This window comes from Variovorax ureilyticus (assembly GCF_050632185.1).
Taxonomy (GTDB): domain Bacteria; phylum Pseudomonadota; class Gammaproteobacteria; order Burkholderiales; family Burkholderiaceae_C; genus Variovorax; species Variovorax ureilyticus_A.
In genome coordinates this window covers 3,018,211-3,036,990 of record NZ_CP192579.1, presented here as the reverse complement: position 1 = coordinate 3,036,990, position 18,780 = coordinate 3,018,211, and the positions used below count along the sequence as shown (strand labels likewise).

The window sequence follows — 18,780 nt, the reverse complement described above, 5'->3', positions numbered from 1 at the left end:
CTTCATGTGTGGAATCGTCGGCGTTGTCAGCAACGCGCCCGTCAATCAACTGCTCTACGACGCGCTGTTGCTTCTGCAGCACCGTGGCCAGGATGCCGCCGGCATCGTCACCTTGCAGCAGCGCAAGTTCTTCATGCACAAGGCCAAGGGCATGGTTCGCGACGTGTTCCGCACGCGCAACATGCGGGCCCTGCCGGGTGATGTCGGACTGGGGCAGGTGCGCTACCCCACCGCCGGCAATGCCTACAGCGAGGAAGAGGCGCAGCCTTTCTACGTCAACGCGCCCTTCGGCATCGTGCTGGTGCACAACGGCAACCTCACGAACGCCCACGCGCTGCGTGCCGAGCTGTTCTCCACGGATCACCGCCATACCAACACCGAGAGCGATTCGGAAGTTCTGCTCAACGTGTTGGCGCACGAGATCGATCGCGCGACGCGCGGCGGTTCGCTCACCTCGGCGACGCTGTTCGAATCCGTGCGCAATGTGCACAGGCGGCTGCGTGGTTCGTACGCCGTCGTCGCACTGATCGCCGGGCACGGTCTGCTCGCCTTCCGCGATCCCTATGGCATCCGGCCGCTGGCCATTGGTCGCGGTGCCGACGGCACCGTGATGGTTGCCAGCGAATCGGTCGCACTCGAAGGTTCGGGTCATGTGTTCGAACGCAACATCGCGCCGGGCGAGGCGGTCTTCGTCGACCTGCAGGGCCAGGTGCATTCGGAACAGTGCGCCGACTCGCCGACGCTCAATCCGTGCATCTTCGAGTTCGTCTACCTGGCGCGGCCCGATTCGGTGCTCGATGGCATCTCGGTCTACCGAGGCGCGGCTCAATCTCGGCGAAACGCTGGCCAAGCGCGTGGTCTCGACCGTGCCGCCGAACGAGATCGACGTCATCATCCCCATCCCCGAATCGAGCCGGCCGAGCGCGACGCAACTGGCGCATCTGCTGGGCATTCCGTACCGCGAGGGCTTCGTCAAGAACCGGTACGTGGGCCGGACCTTCATCATGCCGGGGCAGGGCGTGCGCAAGAAGTCCGTGCGCCAGAAGCTCAACGTGATCGGCAGCGAGTTCAAGGGCCGCAACGTGTTGCTGGTCGACGACTCGATCGTGCGCGGCACCACCAGCCGCGAGATCGTGCAGATGGCGCGCGACGCCGGTGCCCGCAAGGTGTATCTCGCCAGCGCCGCGCCGCCGGTGCGCTTCCCCAACGTCTACGGCATCGACATGCCGACCAAGGATGAACTCGTGGCGCATGACCGCACGGTCGAGCAGATCCGGGAACTCATCGGCTGCGATGCATTGATCTACCAGGACGTCGATGCGATGAAGCGCGCGATCGGCTCGCTCAATCCCAAGCTCGACGGCTTCGACGCCTCGTGCTTCGACGGCGTCTATGTGACCGGCGACATCGACACCGAGGCGATCACGCGCATGAACGGCAACCGCCCGCGCATCGAAGAGACCGAGGAAGACTCGTCGCGCCTCGTGTTGCCCAACTTGTCATGATCACCCCCAGGCTTCGCGCACTTCGTGTCGCTGCTCCAACCCCCTCTCCGAGGGCGCACCCAGCGGCCCGGCAAAGCCGGGTCCGCGGGTGCCCTGGCTTTGAAGAAATACATGACTGACCATTCCCTTCCGCCCGGGCTGCATCGCGACACGCTCGCCGTGCGAACCGCGCTCGAGCGCAGCCAGTACGGCGAGAACTCCGAGGCGCTGTTCCTCACCAGCAGCTTCGTCCAGCCCGATGCCGAGACCTCGGCGCGACGCTTCGCCGGCACCGAAGAAGGCTTCACCTACACCCGCACTTCCAATCCCACGGTCGCCAGCTTCGAGCGCCGGCTCGCGGCGCTCGAAGGCACCGAGGCAGCCATCGGCGCATCGAGCGGCATGGGCGCCATCCTCATGATGTGCATGGGGCTGCTGAAGGCGGGCGACCATGTGGTGTGCTCGCGTTCGGTGTTCGGATCGACGCTCAACCTGATCGGGCGCGAGTTCGGCAAGTTCGGGGTCGAAACCACCTTCGTGTCGCAGACCGACGTCGCTGAATGGAAGGCCGCGATCCGTCCGACCACGAAGCTGCTGTTCGCCGAAACGCCGACCAATCCGCTGACCGACGTGTGCGACATCCGCGCGCTCGCCGATCTCGCGCATGATGCGAGCGCGCTGCTCGCAGTGGACAACTGCTTCTGTTCCCCGGCGCTGCAGCGCCCCACCGAGCTGGGCGCGGACCTCGTCATCCATTCGGGCACCAAGTACCTCGAAGGGCAGGGCCGTGTGCTGGCTGGCGCGATCTGCGGATCGGCCAAGCTGATCAACGAGGTGTTCGGCCCGGTGGTTCGAACCGCGGGCATGGCGCTTTCGCCGTTCAACGCATGGGTCGTGCTCAAGGGACTCGAAACGCTCGGCATCCGCATGCAGGCGCATTGCGCCGGTGCGCTGGCGCTGGCGCAATGGCTGGAAACGCAGCCGGGTGTCTCGCGCGTCTACTACCCCGGGCTGAAATCACATCCCCAGCATGAACTCGCGATGCGCCAGCAGTCCGGCAAGGGCGGCGCGGTCGTGTCCTTCGACGTGCTGGGCGACAGCCCCGAAGTGGCCCGCGCCAATGCCTTCCAGGTCATCGACAGCACGCGCGTATTGAGCATCACCGCCAACCTCGGCGACACCAAGACCACCATCACGCATCCGGCCACGACCTCGCACGGCCGCCTCACCGAGGCGCAGCGGCAGGCGGCCGGCATCAGCCAGGGCCTGATCCGCGTTGCGGTCGGCCTGGACCACATCGACGACATCAAGGCCGACCTCCTGCGCGGCCTCACCACCCTCGCATGACACAAAAGACCCGTACCCGTTTCGCCCCTTCGCCGACCGGCTTCATCCACCTCGGCAACATCCGCTCGGCGCTTTATCCCTGGGCCTTCGCACGCTCGACCGGCGGCGACTTCATCCTGCGCATCGAGGACACCGACCTCGAGCGTTCGACGCAGGCGGCGGTCGATGTCATTCTCGAAAGCATGCAATGGCTGGGCCTCGACCATGACGAGGGGCCTTACTACCAGATGCAGCGCATGGACCGCTACAAGGCGGTGCTCGCCGAGATGCAGGTCGCGGGGCTCGTGTACCCGTGCTACATGAGCGTCGCGGAACTCGACGCGCTGCGCGAGAAGCAGATGGCCGCAAAGGAAAAGCCGCGCTACGACGGTACGTGGCGTCCCGAGCCGGGCAAGGTCCTGCCGCCGATTCCCGAAGGTGTGCAGCCTGTGCTGCGCTTCCGCAATCCGCAGGGCGGGGTGGTTGCGTGGGACGACAAGGTCAAGGGCCGCATCGAGATCAGCAACGACGAACTCGACGATCTCGTCATCGCGCGTCCGGACGGAACGCCCACCTACAACTTCTGCGTGGTGGTCGACGATATCGACATGGCGATCACGCACGTCATCCGTGGCGACGACCACGTGAACAACACGCCGCGCCAGATCAACATCTTCCGCGCGCTCGGCAAGGAGCCGCCGGTCTACGCGCACCTTCCCACCGTGCTGAACGAGCAGGGCGAGAAGATGAGCAAGCGCAACGGGGCCAAGCCCGTCACGCAATTCCGCGATGAAGGCTTCCTGCCCGACGCGATGGTGAACTACCTCGCGCGGCTCGGCTGGAGCCATGGCGATGACGAGATCTTCTCGCGCGCGCAGTTCATCGAGTGGTTCGACCTCGATCACCTGGGCCGGAGCGCCGCGCAGTTCGACGAAGCCAAGCTTCGCTGGGTGAATGCGCAGCATCTGAAGGCCATGGCCGACGATGCATTGGCACCGCTCGTGGCGGACCAGTTGAAGAAGCGCGGCATCGCCGCCGATGAACGCCTGCCGGCAATCTGCGGCCTGTTCAAGGATCGCTGCGAAACGACGGTCGCACTGGCCGACTGGGCCGCCGCCTTCTATGCCGATGTGAGCGCGAGCGAAGCCGATCGCGCGCAGCACATTACCGATGCGGTGCGTCCTGCGATCGCCGCACTGGCGGATAGACTCGCTCATGTTGCTTGGGACAAGGTCTCGATCGCTGCCGCGATCAAGGAAGTGCTCGGCGCGCATGGCCTCAAGATGCCTGCTCTGGCGATGCCGGTGCGGGTTCTCGTGATGGGCACGCCACAGACGCCGTCGCTCGATGCAGTGCTCGCACTCTTTTCTCGCGAAAAAATTTTGGAGCGTTTGAAGAAAGCCTAAAAAGCTGTATATAATTTGAGGCTCGACACCTGCAACGGAATCCTTCAAAAGGGGAGTCCTTCAAAGGGGGTATAGCTCAGCTGGGAGAGCGCTTGCATGGCATGCAAGAGGTCAGCGGTTCGATCCCGCTTACCTCCACCAACGGGGCGTCGAGAAGTTAGTTAGTCCAGGTTTTGACCCTATCGTCTAGAGGCCTAGGACATCACCCTTTCACGGTGAGTACCGGGGTTCGAATCCCCGTAGGGTCGCCAAGTTTTGTGGCACTTGGCTCAGGCATCGCAAGATGCAAGAGCGAAAGTCACACCGACGCGGAGTGGTAGTTCAGTTGGTTAGAATACCGGCCTGTCACGCCGGGGGTCGCGGGTTCGAGTCCCGTCCACTCCGCCAAGTAAAGCGAAAAGCCGTTGCAAATCATTGATTTGCAACGGCTTTTTCCTTTTCTGCTCCTGATTCTGCTACCCCATTTACGAGCGCTGGTGCTACCCCGATGGCCCTTCGGGGTAGCAGCTTTCAACGGCTCGGGTGGTACGTTTCACTCCAAGCTCTGGCTGCCCCGAGGGGTCGATGACCAACCGACCATGGAACATCGACATGTCCGCTCGCCTGGCGCTCGTCCCCACCAGCGCTCCTTCTGGAAAACCGTCCGCTACGTTGCCCCGGTACCTGTACCGGCGTGGCAGCACCTACTACTTCAAACGGAAAATTCCGACTGACTGCGCCGCGGCATTTCCGCAATGCCAAGGCACCCTGTGGAAGTCCTTGGGCACGGAGCTGCTGGAAAAAGCCCGCGTGCTGTTGGCCGTCGAGAACACCGAGTTCGACTTGGCCGTGGCCGCCCATCGGAAGGCGCATGCCGGGCAACGACTGAATCAAGCCGGCTTCGGCTCCAGTTCCGGGTCGCAACCTCCGGAACGCGGTATATCAACAGCGGGCGTTGCGCCGTCGGGCACATCGGCACATCAGGTTGAACTGCTCAAAGGCATCGAGGCGACCTTGGCCGAGCTTCGTGCGCTCGTCCTTCCCGGGTCGAATCCACCGAACGGCGACAACTCGCGCGCAGTTCCGGCGATTCCGCGACGGGTTGAACGAGCCGCTGAACGTGGTTCCACGCGCGACAGGCGCCCGACGATGCTTCACCTGCTCGAAGACTGGAAGCTGAAACAGACGCGTGAGCGCAGCATCGCCGCGGTGGAGTCGGTCGTCATGGACTTCCGCAAGCTCCATGGGCCGCTTGCCGTGGAGGCCATCACGCGTCAGCATGCGCGAGCGTTTCGTGACCAGCTCATTGAGCGGCAGTTGGGCGTGCGAACCATCGAAAACCGCATCGGCTATCTGTCCACCCTGTTTCGGCACGGCCAGCGCGAAATCGTCGAGCACCTGGCGCTCAATCCCTTCGAAAACATGGCAATTCAGTCGGTGACTGTCGCCCGTCCTCCGAAGGAGCGGCGCGCGTATGAAATCGCGGAACTCAACCGTCTTTATAGCAGCCGCCTGTACACCGAAGGCGAGCGGCCGAAGGGGCAGGCGAGGGAGGCGGCCTACTGGACGCCGCTGCTGGGGCCCTTCGTGGGGGCTCGCATCGAGGAGGCCGCCCAATTGCGGACCGCCGACATCCAGCGTATCAACGGCGTGTGGTGCATCCGAATCTGCAACCTGGCCGACGACCAGAACGTGAAGAACATCGGGAGCTTCCGGCGCGTGCCGTTGCATGAAGAGCTGATTCGCTGTGGCTTCCTGGCCTATGTGGCTGCCCAGGTACGCGCAGGTCATGACCGAGTGTTTCCGTCGCTGAGCAACGACAACATCCATGGCACTTGGTCGAACGCGCTGGGCAAGTGGTTCGGACGGTACCTCGACACGATTGGCCTCGATGACCACCGACTCGACTATCACTCCTTCCGATACACGTTTCGCCAGCAGTGTTCTCTTTGCGGCATCGACAACGAGGTTCGTGACGCGCTGACAGGGCACTGGGTCAGCAACTCGGACGCCGGGCGGACCTACATGAAAGCGGAGAACCGGCAGTACCCGTTTCCCAAGCTCGTTGAGGCGATGAAGCTGCTGCGGTACGACGAGTTGCGCATCTCGCATCTGCATGTCGAAGAACCCACGCGCGGTGTCGAAATATTGATGGCGTGAGTTCCGCCAGTGACGTGGCGTAGCACTACGGAGCTGCTGTCCTCCAACTATTTGAAGTGTTTTGTGAGCGCGCTCACAAAACACTTCAACTTTTGCTTGGCCTCGAAAAGGTCGCTGCGCAGAATTCTTGGCACACAACACCCAGCGAATCCTTCAGCGACTTCACATATGTTCGACCCTGCAACTGAATCTACCCCCGCCAGCAACGAACCGGCGGGCGATGCGACCGAAACGAGCCATCAGTACCTGTTTCGGCGTGGCGACGTGTACTACTTCAAGCGAAGGTTCCCTTCCGATGTTCTTCATTCGCTCGGCCGGGGCCAAAAGAAAGCGCACTGGCAATCGTTGAAGACGGCCTCGCTTCAGGAGGCGCTTCGCAAGCTTCCTGTGGAGGTTGAGAAGTTTGACGCAGCGGTGGCGAAGGCTCGCGCACGCAAGAGCCAAGTCAAGGTCCCAACCGCACCGAGGTCAGAGGGGACGACGAAGTATCTTCTGCTCGAGCACATCCCGTTCATCGTCGGGCGCTTTGAGTACTTGCATTTGGAGACCGATATCGAGGAACGTCGGGCCATGGAGGACGACGGTGAGCTCGACGCCCGCTTGGCAGACTTCGAGCATGGACTGAAGATGAAACGACGTGCTGCAGCGCGAGAAGACTTCTCCCATGTGGAGGAGGTGGCGCAGACTCTTCTTGCAGAGGAGTGCCTCATCGCTCCGCCGGGCTCGGTCGCTCACACATCGCTTCTGCGGGAGTTGATGCGCGCCGACATCGAGACCCTTCAGAAGCAGTGCGATGCCATAGAGGGAGAACTGTTCGTACTGCCACCGAACGCTCCTGTCGCCCCCCGGCTGCTCCCGACGATGCAAACGGCGTTTGCTGAATGGCAGCGGTCGCAGAGTGATGACCGGACCATCGATGCCTATGGCCGCTTCGTTAACCAGTTCGAATCCAGAAATCGTGGACTTCCGATGGCGAGTATCGACCTTGAGCGAGCGAACGGGTTCCGGGACCACTTGCATGAATGCGGCCTTGACAGGCGAAGCATCATGAACAGCGTAGGCGGGCTGGCGACCATCTGGGACTTCTATGAAACGAAGTTCAACCGAGTCACCAGCAACCCGTTCAGGCGTGTCCGATACGACGGCCTTTCGCGCCGAGCGCCGTCGGAGGACCGTCGACGCTTCGAAGTGTCTGAGCTGGCGACGCTATTCAACTCCCCCATCTACACGGGCGAACAGCAACTTCAAGGGCAGGTGAAGGAGTCAGGGTATTGGGCACCTCTGCTCGCCACCTTTGCTGGAGGACGCATCGAAGAGATTGCTCAGCTTCGCGTCGCGGACATCTTGCAAATCAACGGTACCTGGACTATTCGAATTGAGAACTTGGAGCATGACCAGGGCACGAAGACGATGAGCAGCCATCGGCTTGTGCCAATACACCAAGAGCTCATCAAGTGCGGATTTTTGAGCTACGTCGCAAAACAAAAGCTTGCCGGTCGGACTCATGTCTTTCCGTCACAGGGCAACAAGAACACGTACGGATTGTGGTCGAACGCCCTCGGAAAGTGGTTCGGGAGGTATTTGGACAAGATTGGGTTGGACGACTCTCGTCTGGTGTTCCACAGCCTTCGGTATTCCTTCAAGCAGAGATGCGCCGAGTGCGGTATCACGGAAGAGCCGAGAGATGCTCTGACGGGGCATTGGCTTTCGAAGGACTCATCGCGCGAATACATGAAGGCCAAGGGCCGACAGTACCCGTTTCCGCTACTGGCACGCGCCATCGAGCAGCTGCGCTATGACGAGCTCGACCTTCGGCATCTGTACGTGGCCGACCCGTATGACCAGGTGGACCGTGCCTGGAGGTTCTGAGGTGGTCCGGTGGCTAGAAACTTCCCGCGGGAGCGGTTGGACGGCAACTACTTGCGCAGGCGGAACCAGGCGGTCTTTTGGCCGTTCTCGTCCGGTCGATATTCAAGGTCGAAAAGGCGCGATTCATTCAAGACCTGCGGCCATGTCCGGCATCCATACTTGGTTGGCGTCTGTTCGGGCGAGGTCTCGTCAATCAGTGTCTTGGCTTTGCTCAGGGATGTCCATTCGCCTACGGCCAGCATCTTGGCTGAATGGCGAAGCGCTCTCACAATGCCCGAGTCTTGCCATTCGAAGCTGCCGTCCGGCGCGATTCCGTTGAGCAGCATGTCGTGAAACTCCGGGGTCTGGGCGAACGACGCCATCATGGCTCGAGCGTTGTCCATCCCTTTGGCCCAACTGACCAGTTCTTCATAGTGCTGGTCGACGCGCTCGTAACAAGTTTCCAGGTGTCGCATCGCGTCCATGCACCCCTGTTCAGACCAAAGGTCGAACCGCTCAATCAAGTGGTGCACGAACTCGTTGCGCATCTCGACCAAATCCTCAATCGCGGCTTTGGTCGCGGCCCATCGTTCCTCCGGCATCGACATTCGGAAGCGAAAGGCGAACGAAACTTGGTCGGTAGCCACCTTCTCGTCCGGAAGCACTTCCTTTTCGTGTCCTTCAGGCACTACGTAGTTTTCGAAGAGTGTCTTGACCAAGGTCCCGAGGCTCTTGTCCGACCACTTGGCGACGCGCTCGGCACGCTGGGCTTCGAGAGAGGCGACTGGCCCAGCCAGCTCGTGATGTGCAACGATGGCCTTGATTTGGCGCTCGTATTGTTGGATGCGCAGCACGCATCGACCCAACAGTCTCTGCACACTACTCTGAAGTTCGGGCATGGCGTCGTTGCTCTTCATCGTCTTTTCAATTCCATGGTTCGAAACCCGTTGAGGATTGTCAAGCAGGAATCCGTCGTCCCGGTCTGGCGGCCGTCGGGAAGGCGCCAATGGATGCGCAGCCTGCCACGCTAACCTTGGCAACGCGCCGAAGGCGCCTAAAGTTCACGACAAAGGGACGAGGGCGTCGACGTTCGTTCTTTGGTCCAAAGTGCGGCGCTCCATCTGCCGCACTTGAGCGCCTGGCGGCGCCGCTGCCACGGGGGCGGGGTGAACCCGCACCGTAAGACAGTGTGTGCCGCGACCCCAAGGAGCGTGCACTAAATCGCTCTTAGGAAAGAAATAGAGCGGAAGCGTCAATCGGCTGGAAGCCCGCGCCAGTATTGGATTTGACCAATTTGTTGTGTCCGTGAACGGCCACGTCCTCGCTCGCATTCGGACATGTCCTTTTGCGAACGCTACTGCGACGTGCAGGGGCTTGTTTCGTCGCCTCGTGGCCCCTGCCCTTCAGGTCGCTCGCCTTCGTGCGAGCTATCGTGACCACTGGTTCGTCGACGTCTGCTACGGACCACCCAGGGAGCCCGTTGATTTCTTCCAAAGCCGCCTTCACTTCCCCTGGTGCCGGCGCAGTGTGCTGCCCGGACGCTTCTTTGGCTTGCTCTTGCTGTCGATTTCCTTCGGCCAGATGCGGCCGGCGAGCGCATCCTTGCCAACCTTTTGTGACTCTCCATATCGCATCCAGACCGAGAGGAACGCATGCAAAGCCTTCTGATGTTGCCCCTGTATTCCCGGCCCCGTCCTATTCGCAATAAAGCGCCTGGTCTGTTGATGGCACCTGGCGCGCGCGTGCGGCCTGTTGCCGCCTGAACTCCCGAGGCGAGCGCATTTTCAGCGATGAGTGCGGATGCACCTCGTTGAAGTGCTCGAAGGCGGCCGGCAACTGCGACAACACGGTCTGTGCGTCACGCAGGTCCATGCGCGCCACGTAGTCGCGTTTGAAGGTGTTGACGAAGCTCTCGGCCATGCCATTGCTCTGCGGGCTGCACACCGGTGTGTTGATAGGCGTCAGGCCCAGCGAACGTGCCAGCGCCCGCGTGTCCGCCGCGATGTAGGCCCCGCCGTTGTCGCTCAGGAACTCCAGCCGATGCCCCGCCGGGAGCGCCTCCACCGCCCCGAAGCGCCGCTCCACCGCTTCGATAAGCATCTCGCGCACCGGTTCGCCCGGCAGTCCCTTACCTTCCCAGGCCCGCCATGCCATCACCTCCCGGTCGCAGCAGTCTTTGGCGAAGGTGGCCGTCACCGTCTGGCCCGAGTCGCATTTGATTTCCAGGCCATCGGAGCACCAGCGCAGGTCGCTGCGCGCCACAGCCACGCGGCCTTCGTGCGTGCGGGCCGACTGGCGTCGTCGCGGCGCCTTGGGCAATAGCAGCCCGGCCTGCGCCATCACACGATAGACGCGCTTGGCATTGACCCGAGCATCGCCCCTGGCCACGCGCTGGCGGTTCACCAGGGCGCAGGCACGCCGGTAGCCATAGCTCGGCAACTCGGCAATCTCCTGCCGCAACTCGGCCAACAAGCCGGCATCGTCGCTGGGCGTGCGATGCGCGCGCCCGTCCTTCCAGTCCTCGTCGCGTCCCAGCAGGTCGCGCATATGCGAGCGCGCCAACCCCATCGTCCGGCAGACCGTCTTCACTGGTCTTCCCCGGGCAACAAGGGCGAGCGCGCAATCCACTTTTTTCCGCGGCGTACTCCACGGCTTCCTTGAGGATTTCGTTCTCCAAGGTCTTCTTACCCAGCACGCGCTGCAGCTTGGCGATTTCCGCACGGGCGGCTGCGAGTTCGGATGCCGGCACCACCGCTTCGCCTGCAGAGACGGCCGTCAATGCCCCTTGCCGCTCGAGCTTGCGCCACTGGAACAGCAGGCTGGCAGCCACGCCTTCCTGTCGGGCCACGAGGGAAACACTCATGCCCGGCTCGTAGGTGCGCCGCACGAGCGCTGCTTTCTCCGGGAGGGACCAGCGCCTGCGGCGCTGGTCTTTCAAAATCACCTCTACCGACTCCGTATGCCTAGTCGTATTCATAGTCCTATTCCTATCTGAAAGATAAGCGATAGGACGGGACCGGAGAATCAGGGGGCTATCTCACTTCGCCGCTGTCGATTTGAGCTGGAGGCGTTCGGCGAGGGAAACTGGCATATATCGGTGAGACACGATAGCATCGGAAAGTCGCACGTTCAGCGCGACGAACAGGCGTTTGTCGTCGCTGTATGTCATGGCCATCAGAAACGACTGGAACTCGGTCGTGTCACCGTCTTCCGTCGTGTATCTTTCCCAGACCACGCATTCGCACAGCCGCTTCAGCTGCTTCTTTAGCGGCGCAACTACGGAGCCGCCGTATGACTTTTTACCCGTTCGCCGTGCGAGTTCATACCAGGAGGTAGGGAACCATAGCGTTTCAGGCCGTATGCCTTCGGTCTGCTGGTACAGGTTCTTCCACAGTGTCTGCCCTTCTGGCAAAGGCGAGTCGCTCTTCAGGAAACTGTGGTCGGCAGACCAGCGCCATTCTTGCGCGAGCTCCAGAAGGACCAACATCAAAGTCTGCTCATCCAACCCTAGGGCGTCGGGACCACGAAAGTGCAGGGTCAGCTTACCCCCGGCGGGTTGATATTCCACGTCCAGCTTGGGGCGGGTTTCTTTTGCGTAGAGCCGGAATAGCGCGCTCAGGCCGATGTGCGGGTCATGGCAAACCACGCGGAGGCTGTCCAGAGGAGGCTGCATGTTCATGCCTTGACCCCTCGGGTCTGACGGCTGGACGGACTACGGCCTCTCGCTGAAGCGTTACCGCTGACGCCGCCGTCTTGAGGAGGTTGCACCAGGTCCAGTACCCCTCCATTCATGCGCCGCAACAGGGAAAATTGCTTGGGCCTCGCCATGTAGTTCGCCTTGGGATAGCTCAAAACAACGTATTGCGACTCGTCTTCCTGGGTGATGTGATACGACCGGAGCAACTCAGGAGCCGGACGGGAGAGGTTGATATGCCAGCGGACTCCATCGTTTAAGGCTGTCGAGCCGCGCGACGCGTCGGATGAGTGCCCATGGCCGTCGATGGTCGAAGAGCGGTTCGTGTGGTGCGCGGCAACCACCGCTGCGCCGGTCCGCTTGGCCAGATACTGGAGAAGCTGTGAGACGGCGTTCATGGCCAAGCTGCTGTTCTCGTCACCGTGATGAAACTGTCGAAGCGGGTCCAAAACGACCAGGCGCGCTGAATGGCAGACCTTCAGGAGTTCCTCGAACGATGAGGTGGGTTCGTGGTTGGAATCGAGCAGCGCGACGCTTTGTTGGCCGCTCAGTCCAAAGAGAACCAAGTGCTGGTCCAGGAGACGGAGCATGTTCTCGCGCTCTTCCTTGTTCAAAGCCGGGCTGCGGGTCAAGACATGTGCAGCGATGGCATGCAGGCGATGCCAGAGGATTTCTTGACTCTCTTCCGCGCAGACCATTACGACCTTGGCTGGCGTACGGGCGGCGTCTGCACCAGCTGAGTGGTCTTCGAACAGCCCTCCGCAAATTGCCTGACCGGTGGCGAGGGCAAAGCAGGTCTGCAGCAGAAGCATGGTCTTGCTAAATCCACCGGGAGCAACGCAGATGCCGGCGCTTCCCGCAAGCAACCCTGGGAGAACTTGGTCCAGCACCGGTGGGGACTCGGTGAACACCCGCTTCATGTTGAGGGGAGAAGAGAACACCTTGAGCTTGGGCGACGACTCAGACACGGCATTCCTCCTTGGAGGAGTGCGAGTCTTGTTGGACAAGCGATGAAAGCCAGGTCGCAACGTCGACTTCGCGCCAGCGAAGCAGCTTGGTGCCGGGAAGGTGCAGGCGCGGCGGAACTGCTGCTGGATTGCGACGTAGGTCGCGTTTGATGGTTTCCGGGCTACGCTTTAGGACCAAACTAAGGTCCTGGAGGTCGAGAAGAGGTTCCATAAGAGTTCGAGGCGAGTTGGGCACGCCGAACCCCAGTGGCTCTCGCTGTGCCGCCGAACGCCGCCTAGGTGCGTCCAGTGGCTCGTATAGCCGTCCGATTTATGCCGTGGTTCGATTTAGCTGCAGACCCTGACTCGTTTTAGGCGGTACGCCCCGCGGGCGCGCGGGCGGAACAACAGCCATGAATGACATCAACTCATATTGACTCGACGTCGACATACATCCGGTCCGCGGACTGCTGGCTCGAAGTGAGGGTTCGAGCAGAACGCTCGGAACTGGCGGGAGGGCTACGACGAGGAAATGCGGGATTCGTCGTACTTGCGCCGCTCGCTCATATATAAGTCCTTTCTCGATGAGTCAAGGCCTATAGCGAGTGCTACTACAGGTGAATGCAAAATCGGCCGGGTCCTAGAATCGGGAACGCGCTACCAACCTCGTTCGCCAATCACTTCGTCCAGTTCCCAGGCAGAACCAGGCGGTTGAGAACTTCCAAAAGCGTGGCCGGGCCAAAGGGGCGGACAGTCGGCTGGCTGTTGAGATAGCGCAACACCTCCTCAGCTCTTACCTGCCTGCAATCAGCACCGCCGCTATAGCGCTCTGGCTCGCTTTTGAATGAGTCCCAACTGTCCGCACCAGCAAGGATTGCAATCGCATTGAGTTCTTGAAGTGGGCCCAGTGGTAGGGCGCGGTCGTCAAGCAACTGGCCAAACTGCATTGCGAGTTCCTTGGCTATGCGAATGGGCGCATTGTTTGGGGAGGACGGCGCCCGCTCTCCATCGCCGCTATTGTCCATTCCAGTGGTCATTCTCGGCCTTGGCCATGATGCGGCGTGCGGTCTGGTTGGTGAGCGCATCCGTATCAATGCGTGGGGAAGGATTCCAGTCGCGGAGCCGTCGTCCAGGCAACATGCATCGCTCAAGCTCGAAATTCATCGGAAAGGCCCGGTCTTGATAGTCGTGTCAGAGGGGTTTGCGCAGCAGTCTACGGCGCCGCAGCTGAGCGCGGGCGCAACGCCACGTACAACTGCGCTGGGCCCATCAGGATACCGCCCCGGCATCCGGCGAAGACCCCGCCTGGGTTCAGGGATACCCGCAGCTGATGAAAAAAGCCGGGCCTGTGCCCGGCATGAAGCTTTCAACGGAAGCCCCGGTGGCCGAGTGCGTCGGTTGAAGTCAGCGAGCTGCAGTCTTCGGTCGTCGGCCGGAACCCTGGTGGGTCTCCTTCTTGGTGAGCCCGTACCGGCGCAGGGGAGCGACCAACTGGCCCAGGGCCTCGCTGAGCTTGGACCGCACTTGGTTAACCGGCATGTCCGCCAAGTTGACGCCATCAGGGCGAACGCCGAACGCACCGGCTTCGGCCTTCTCGACAGCAGCAAGCACACTCATGGTTGCCGCTTCGAGGCAGAAGGTCGGGTCCTCGCACCGCACGCGCAACAGCAACGCAAGCAGGCCCTGCAAGACCTCCATGTCGACTGCGCGTTCCGTGCTGCGGGCCACGATTTCCTGGAGCGCATCGCGCGCTGCATTGAGGTGCTCTTGTGGGTCCAGTCGCTTCTCCAGTTCCGCGCGTTGCTGCTCTTTCAGCTTTGCCGGAGCAAGGTCGAAGAATTTCTCTTGCAGCTCGACTTTCTCCCTATCGGAAAGCACAGAGCCGTCCTCGGGGAAGCCAGGCGGAATCTCGGTTGCGGTGTACGGGATGTTGCCGAGATTGAACTCTTTCGGAACTCGAATCTTCGGCGTGACGGACACATAGATGCGGCGGACGATTCGCGCGTCATTCTTGTTTGAGAAAACTCTGAGCATCGATTTGTCTCCAAGACAGTTGTTGATGCTTCGTATAGAGCCGGGTGTTAGCTCACCCTACGCCCCGGTGCCAAAAGGTTCGGCAACACCGTGGGCGGTTGCAGCCGACCTCGGTGCTGAGGGAGCTCACGACGGCACCCTCGCCATCGGTCAGAACAGTTTCTCGAACGCCCGGCCCGAGGGCACCTGACGGCATTTCATCGGTCAAACCAGCGGGCGGACAGAGCGGCGTGCAGCCGCTTGCCTTGACGGTCCACTGCCGCGTGCGTGGGTCGCGTATGGCCTTGAGAGCACATGAAAGAGGGACAGTTGCTCGCGACAGGGCCGGGCTGAGGCGGGGCGAAACCCCGCCGCCGGCCAGCGCAGGCAGGCATCGAGGGTGGGACGAGGTCGGAGACGTCGTCCGGGTACGCGCGGGGTCCCCGCATGTCGATGAGAGCACATTTGCCTTCGACATAGGGGGCAAGCGTCGATGGGACGGCTTGCTGAGGAGAGAGTTGGAGCCGGCGACCAAGAAGGACATGTGGCTTTGAGGAGAGGTCTGGGGTCGGCGGCGGGGTTTCGCCACGGCGAAGCCGGGCGACGGAACAGTCGCCTTGATGGACGTCGCGACGAATACATCGAGGACGCGCGCCCCCCGGCGCGCGAGGCTGCACAAGGGGAAGAAACAGTTGACCCCCGCCCTTGAGCGGCCGTGCTGAGAGGCCTTGAAGGAGGTTTTTTCGAGAGCTCGCCTACGTGGTGCAAGGTCCTCGTAGGACATATACAGGCTCATTAACAGGGATGGCTACACGCAGGTACATCCCGCACCACCGAATGTCGGCGAATCGTGCGGCCTTGAATACGTCTACGCCTTGCCCAATGCCAAACGACAACCAACAACAGGCTCTACCAACAGCCGAGCAGCTCTTTAATTCGACTCGCCCACTGCAACAGCCCCCATCAAAAGTGTCGCTCGATACTCAGGGGCAGCTCGAGGAAGGCCACGGTGGCGCGCTGGCCAGCGCTGCCGTGACGGAGGAACCCGTGCCACCGCGGCAGCGGCAAGGCCACGGTAAGCGCCACCGTGTCGACCGCGGTGCTTCCGAGGGGCTCAATCCGCGTCTCTTGCAGGACAGGATTCGTCTCGAAGTGCTCACGTTGCTGAACCGCTTCAGGTCGATTCGCACCTTCGATGCTGTGGTCGGCTGCTTTGCCAACCGAGGATTCAACGCTGCACTGAAGGCGGCGCAACGAGCCATGGGCGGCCTGAAGGCTGCCGGATACGTCAACGAGTACTTGACCGACCGCAGTCAACACATCTACGGGCTCACGGAAAGGGGCGCGCGCTATCTGCGCGCCCGTGGAGTCGATGCGCGGGCATCTGTTCAGGGCGTGAGTGGAAAGCACAACCCAATACACCAGCTATGGGCGTCGTTCATCGTGATGTGCAGCAAAGCACGGCAACTGCATGCGGTCACCGAGGATGAACTGAAGGCAGAGTTGAATGCGGAACGCCGGCGGCGCGGTTTGGGCAAAGCGCCGGGATTGCTACGGGTCGCCTTGCCGGTGAACCGTAAGCCAGAAGGAGGCAATGACGGCGTCCAGACACCGCCAAGAACAGCGTTCCTTTGGCCCGATGCACTTGCCAACGACGGGCAGGACGCGACCTGGTTCGAGGTCGACTGGAGCAAGCGCGGAGGCCCGAGGGAAAAGTTCTCGTCGAACTTTTCAAAAGCGTTGGCAAGAGACTGGAGAACGGCATGGAACTGCGCAACGTCGTGGTCTGGGCGCGCACCGATGCCATTTGGAAGCGCACCTACGACCTGGCATGCAAGCTCCTGCCCAAATCAAACGAGCCAGTGCTTGAACTCAACGGGGCCCAACCCAACACCGTCTACCTGAAGTGGCGGCCCTGCGATGAGCCGCGTGCGCACAACTTCGAAGTGTGGAGCGACGTTGAGAGCAAGACGCCTGACGGGCGGAATGTGAAGGTGGCCGAACGCCGTGGATACATCGTCATCCAGCAGATACCGACCTGGCTCTCAAAGGTGCGCGGTGATGAGAGTAGCAAGCACACGCCCGATGGTTGGCTTCCCGAGAACTATCTGCCGTACTTCCGGCCGAAGGACTTGAGTCCGTGGCCAGAGGCGAAGTCGCCACTGCCTCCGCCGAAGCGGCGGCCAAAGCGCCAGGCGGTTGAATCCTGATGCCTATATGAAGTGATGGACCGGTCCATCACACAATCATTGAAGGACATAAAAATGCAAGTCTATTGCAACGTAGCTGTGCCGCCGACCCGGAAGGAGTCGAAGTCATCTCCAGGAAGGGGCTACTACGAGCTGAGAGTCTGCGAGAGTCAGCGTGGCGTTGATGCGGACCCAACGTGGTACACCGTGCGAATCATGAAAGACGTCGACCCTGGGCTCGCGAAGGGGGACTTCGTGAAAGTCACTGGCAAGCTGAAGGCTGACTTCTACCTCTCCCGTGAAGGCAAGCCGACGGGCACCTTGCTCATCATCGCTTTCGAAGCCTCGAAAATCGCGAAACCTGCAGCAAACGCGGGCGCCGAGAACGCGGCAGCCTGACCAGCAGAACCCAAGTTCAATGAGCCACCCGCTGGGTGGCTCATTCTTTGAGGCGGCGCAACCATGTCCGCCCGAACTACTGGCCGATTTCGTCGACGAAGTCGGGAGCTCAAGGAGCGAGGTTAAGCTCCCGAAGAGTGAGAGCAGCGAACCCGCGAGGGAGCGCTGCTCAGAATCAAGCTGGTGCTGGTCGAAGGCTTAGCCGACCCGCATACCGACGAGGCTGGGTCTCCCCCACGTCTCGAGAATCCAACGTTGCAGCAACCCGTCCAGCGACAGGAAATCGAGGATGGGGGTGCGAAGTTCAGTCTCTCGTCCAGCGACCATCGCTAAAGCGCGGTACTCACCCGAAGAGAGCGTGCCCGTTTCCGGTGGGCACTCGCCGGTTCTTCGCCACTGCTCCGCGAGCCGGTCAAGATGCGCGAGGGTCGAGTAATATGCGGTCGGGAGTTCCTGAGTCGTGTACATGTTGTTCCTTTGAAGTGGGATGCAACGTGTAGGCACTCACGCCCGCTTGAGCCGCGTCTAAAACGGAAGGGTGCTACGCGGTGTTCTGGTCCCTCCATGTCGCCGGAGACTTTCCGTCCAACTTCTGCGCGACATTCCATATCAGTCGTAGCGGGTCAAGCTGCCCGACGTTCGACTTGTCCCAGGTCTGGATTCCATGTGCGACTCCCGCGTGAGACCATTCGACAGACCACTCGTCACCGCTGAGCGAAGCCGAAAGCAGGAGCAGCGGTGAATCCAGAACATGGTCCGTATGTTCATGTATCGTAAGGACGACTTGTGTGAATTGTTCCGGATAGTCGCCTTCGACAAGCGGCAGTTCGGCCGCTCCGAAACGAGCTAGGCAGTAGCACCGCAACACCGTCTCCGCGAGCCCCATCCCACGACCGTTGAACTGCTTCCAGCTCGCGAGGAGCGTTTCGCGGCTTAGGTCGTCGCCGACGCACACAGAAACGTATGCAGTTTCGGCTACAGGTATGTCGCACTCGATGCGATATCGTTCTATCGTTTGTCGAGGTGAGACGAGTGAGTTCGTGACGTAATAGTCGGCTGCCAGTGCAAGAAATCTCTGCGCTGGCGCGGGCCTAGAAGGAGGAGTGTCAGGGGGCAGCGGCGGCTCGACGACCTCCCGAGATGGGGACTGCTGGAGCGAAGCCTCGAGCGATTTGTAGTATTCCAGGCGTCTTGCATCAATCAGCGCTACGTCGAACTCGCCTGGCCTTTTCAGGACGAGCTCCAGGTCTTGGCTCACGACCAAATCGCCAAGCTGCTCGAGCCGCGCTTGCGCATCTTTGAACGCAACCTCCATTCGAATCGGCGTTTTAGGCG

16 protein-coding genes, 3 tRNA genes and 1 pseudogene are annotated in these 18,780 nt (G+C 61.4%); 11 read left to right on the top strand and 9 right to left on the bottom strand.

Going from position 1 to position 18,780, the window contains the following annotated elements; all coding sequences use genetic code 11:
• The first annotated feature begins 4 nt into the window (after positions 1 to 4).
• From purF to ACQ858_RS14955, 8 genes and pseudogenes are all read left to right on the top strand, one after another.
• Positions 5 to 1,505: pseudogene (gene purF, locus ACQ858_RS14990) on the top strand (amidophosphoribosyltransferase).
• 111 nt (positions 1,506 to 1,616) lie between these two features.
• A complete protein-coding gene (locus ACQ858_RS14985; RefSeq protein WP_431273484.1) occupies positions 1,617 to 2,831 on the top strand; it encodes an O-succinylhomoserine sulfhydrylase in 1,215 nt (404 codons plus the stop codon).
• On the top strand, positions 2,828 to 4,216 hold the full coding sequence (gltX, locus tag ACQ858_RS14980; RefSeq protein ID WP_431273483.1) for a glutamate--tRNA ligase: 1,389 nt from the start codon (positions 2,828 to 2,830) through the stop codon (positions 4,214 to 4,216). The genes ACQ858_RS14985 and gltX overlap by 4 nt, the downstream gene beginning before the upstream one ends.
• 65 nt (positions 4,217 to 4,281) lie before the next feature.
• Positions 4,282 to 4,357, top strand: a tRNA-Ala gene (locus ACQ858_RS14975).
• 34 nt (positions 4,358 to 4,391) lie between these two features.
• Positions 4,392 to 4,467: transfer RNA gene (locus tag ACQ858_RS14970), tRNA-Glu, on the top strand.
• A gap of 59 nt (positions 4,468 to 4,526) precedes the next feature.
• A tRNA-Asp gene (locus ACQ858_RS14965) sits at positions 4,527 to 4,603 on the top strand.
• A 204-nt stretch (positions 4,604 to 4,807) separates the two neighbouring features.
• The gene (locus tag ACQ858_RS14960) at positions 4,808 to 6,355 is read left to right on the top strand and encodes a DUF6538 domain-containing protein (RefSeq protein ID WP_431273482.1); all 1,548 of its coding nucleotides are present in this window, start codon (positions 4,808 to 4,810) and stop codon (positions 6,353 to 6,355) included.
• 168 nt (positions 6,356 to 6,523) lie between these two features.
• The gene (locus ACQ858_RS14955) at positions 6,524 to 8,224 is read left to right on the top strand and encodes a DUF6538 domain-containing protein (protein ID WP_431273481.1); all 1,701 of its coding nucleotides are present in this window, start codon (positions 6,524 to 6,526) and stop codon (positions 8,222 to 8,224) included.
• A 47-nt stretch (positions 8,225 to 8,271) separates the two neighbouring features.
• Here the strand turns inward: ACQ858_RS14955 and ACQ858_RS14950 are convergent, their stop codons facing one another.
• From ACQ858_RS14950 to ACQ858_RS14920, 7 genes are all read right to left on the bottom strand, one after another.
• Positions 8,272 to 9,120, bottom strand: a complete 849-nt coding sequence (locus tag ACQ858_RS14950) for an OST-HTH/LOTUS domain-containing protein (protein WP_431273480.1) — start codon at positions 9,118 to 9,120, stop codon at positions 8,272 to 8,274.
• Positions 9,121 to 9,898: 778 nt separating this feature from the next.
• A protein-coding gene (locus ACQ858_RS14945; protein WP_431273081.1) for an IS3 family transposase occupies positions 9,899 to 11,180 on the bottom strand; the annotation gives its coding sequence in 2 pieces (ribosomal slippage) (positions 9,899 to 10,841 and positions 10,840 to 11,180; 1,284 coding nt in all).
• A 60-nt stretch (positions 11,181 to 11,240) separates the two neighbouring features.
• Positions 11,241 to 11,882: a replication protein C, IncQ-type gene (repC, locus tag ACQ858_RS14940; protein ID WP_431273479.1), complete on the bottom strand. Its 642-nt coding sequence runs from the start codon at positions 11,880 to 11,882 to the stop codon at positions 11,241 to 11,243.
• On the bottom strand, positions 11,879 to 12,865 hold the full coding sequence (locus ACQ858_RS14935) for an AAA family ATPase (RefSeq protein ID WP_431273478.1): 987 nt from the start codon (positions 12,863 to 12,865) through the stop codon (positions 11,879 to 11,881). The genes repC and ACQ858_RS14935 overlap by 4 nt, the downstream gene beginning before the upstream one ends.
• 656 nt (positions 12,866 to 13,521) lie before the next feature.
• Positions 13,522 to 13,869: a hypothetical protein gene (locus ACQ858_RS14930; protein ID WP_431273477.1), complete on the bottom strand. Its 348-nt coding sequence runs from the start codon at positions 13,867 to 13,869 to the stop codon at positions 13,522 to 13,524.
• On the bottom strand, positions 13,859 to 14,008 hold the full coding sequence (locus ACQ858_RS14925) for a hypothetical protein (RefSeq protein WP_431273476.1): 150 nt from the start codon (positions 14,006 to 14,008) through the stop codon (positions 13,859 to 13,861). Before ACQ858_RS14925 ends, ACQ858_RS14930 begins: the two co-directional genes overlap by 11 nt.
• A 240-nt stretch (positions 14,009 to 14,248) precedes the next feature.
• Positions 14,249 to 14,878, bottom strand: coding sequence for a hypothetical protein (locus ACQ858_RS14920; RefSeq protein WP_431273475.1), 630 nt, complete (start codon positions 14,876 to 14,878; stop codon positions 14,249 to 14,251).
• An 861-nt stretch (positions 14,879 to 15,739) separates the two neighbouring features.
• Between ACQ858_RS14920 and ACQ858_RS14915 the strand changes: the two genes are divergently transcribed.
• From ACQ858_RS14915 to ACQ858_RS14905, 3 genes are all read left to right on the top strand, one after another.
• The gene (locus ACQ858_RS14915; RefSeq protein WP_431273474.1) at positions 15,740 to 16,762 is read left to right on the top strand and encodes a hypothetical protein; all 1,023 of its coding nucleotides are present in this window, start codon (positions 15,740 to 15,742) and stop codon (positions 16,760 to 16,762) included.
• Positions 16,720 to 17,067, top strand: coding sequence for a hypothetical protein (locus tag ACQ858_RS14910; protein WP_431273473.1), 348 nt, complete (start codon positions 16,720 to 16,722; stop codon positions 17,065 to 17,067). The genes ACQ858_RS14915 and ACQ858_RS14910 overlap by 43 nt, the downstream gene beginning before the upstream one ends.
• A gap of 195 nt (positions 17,068 to 17,262) precedes the next feature.
• Positions 17,263 to 17,445 (top strand): hypothetical protein, encoded by a 183-nt coding sequence (locus tag ACQ858_RS14905; RefSeq protein ID WP_431273472.1) that lies wholly within the window; start codon positions 17,263 to 17,265, stop codon positions 17,443 to 17,445.
• A 198-nt stretch (positions 17,446 to 17,643) separates the two neighbouring features.
• On the opposite strand, the gene ACQ858_RS14900 is transcribed toward ACQ858_RS14905, so the two are convergent.
• Together ACQ858_RS14900 and ACQ858_RS14895 are read right to left on the bottom strand one after the other, a co-directional pair.
• Complete coding sequence (locus ACQ858_RS14900) at positions 17,644 to 17,913, bottom strand: hypothetical protein (protein WP_431273471.1); 270 nt, start codon at positions 17,911 to 17,913, stop codon at positions 17,644 to 17,646.
• 73 nt (positions 17,914 to 17,986) lie between these two features.
• The gene (locus ACQ858_RS14895) at positions 17,987 to 18,703 is read right to left on the bottom strand and encodes a hypothetical protein (protein ID WP_431273470.1); all 717 of its coding nucleotides are present in this window, start codon (positions 18,701 to 18,703) and stop codon (positions 17,987 to 17,989) included.
• Positions 18,704 to 18,780: the final 77 nt, after the last annotated feature.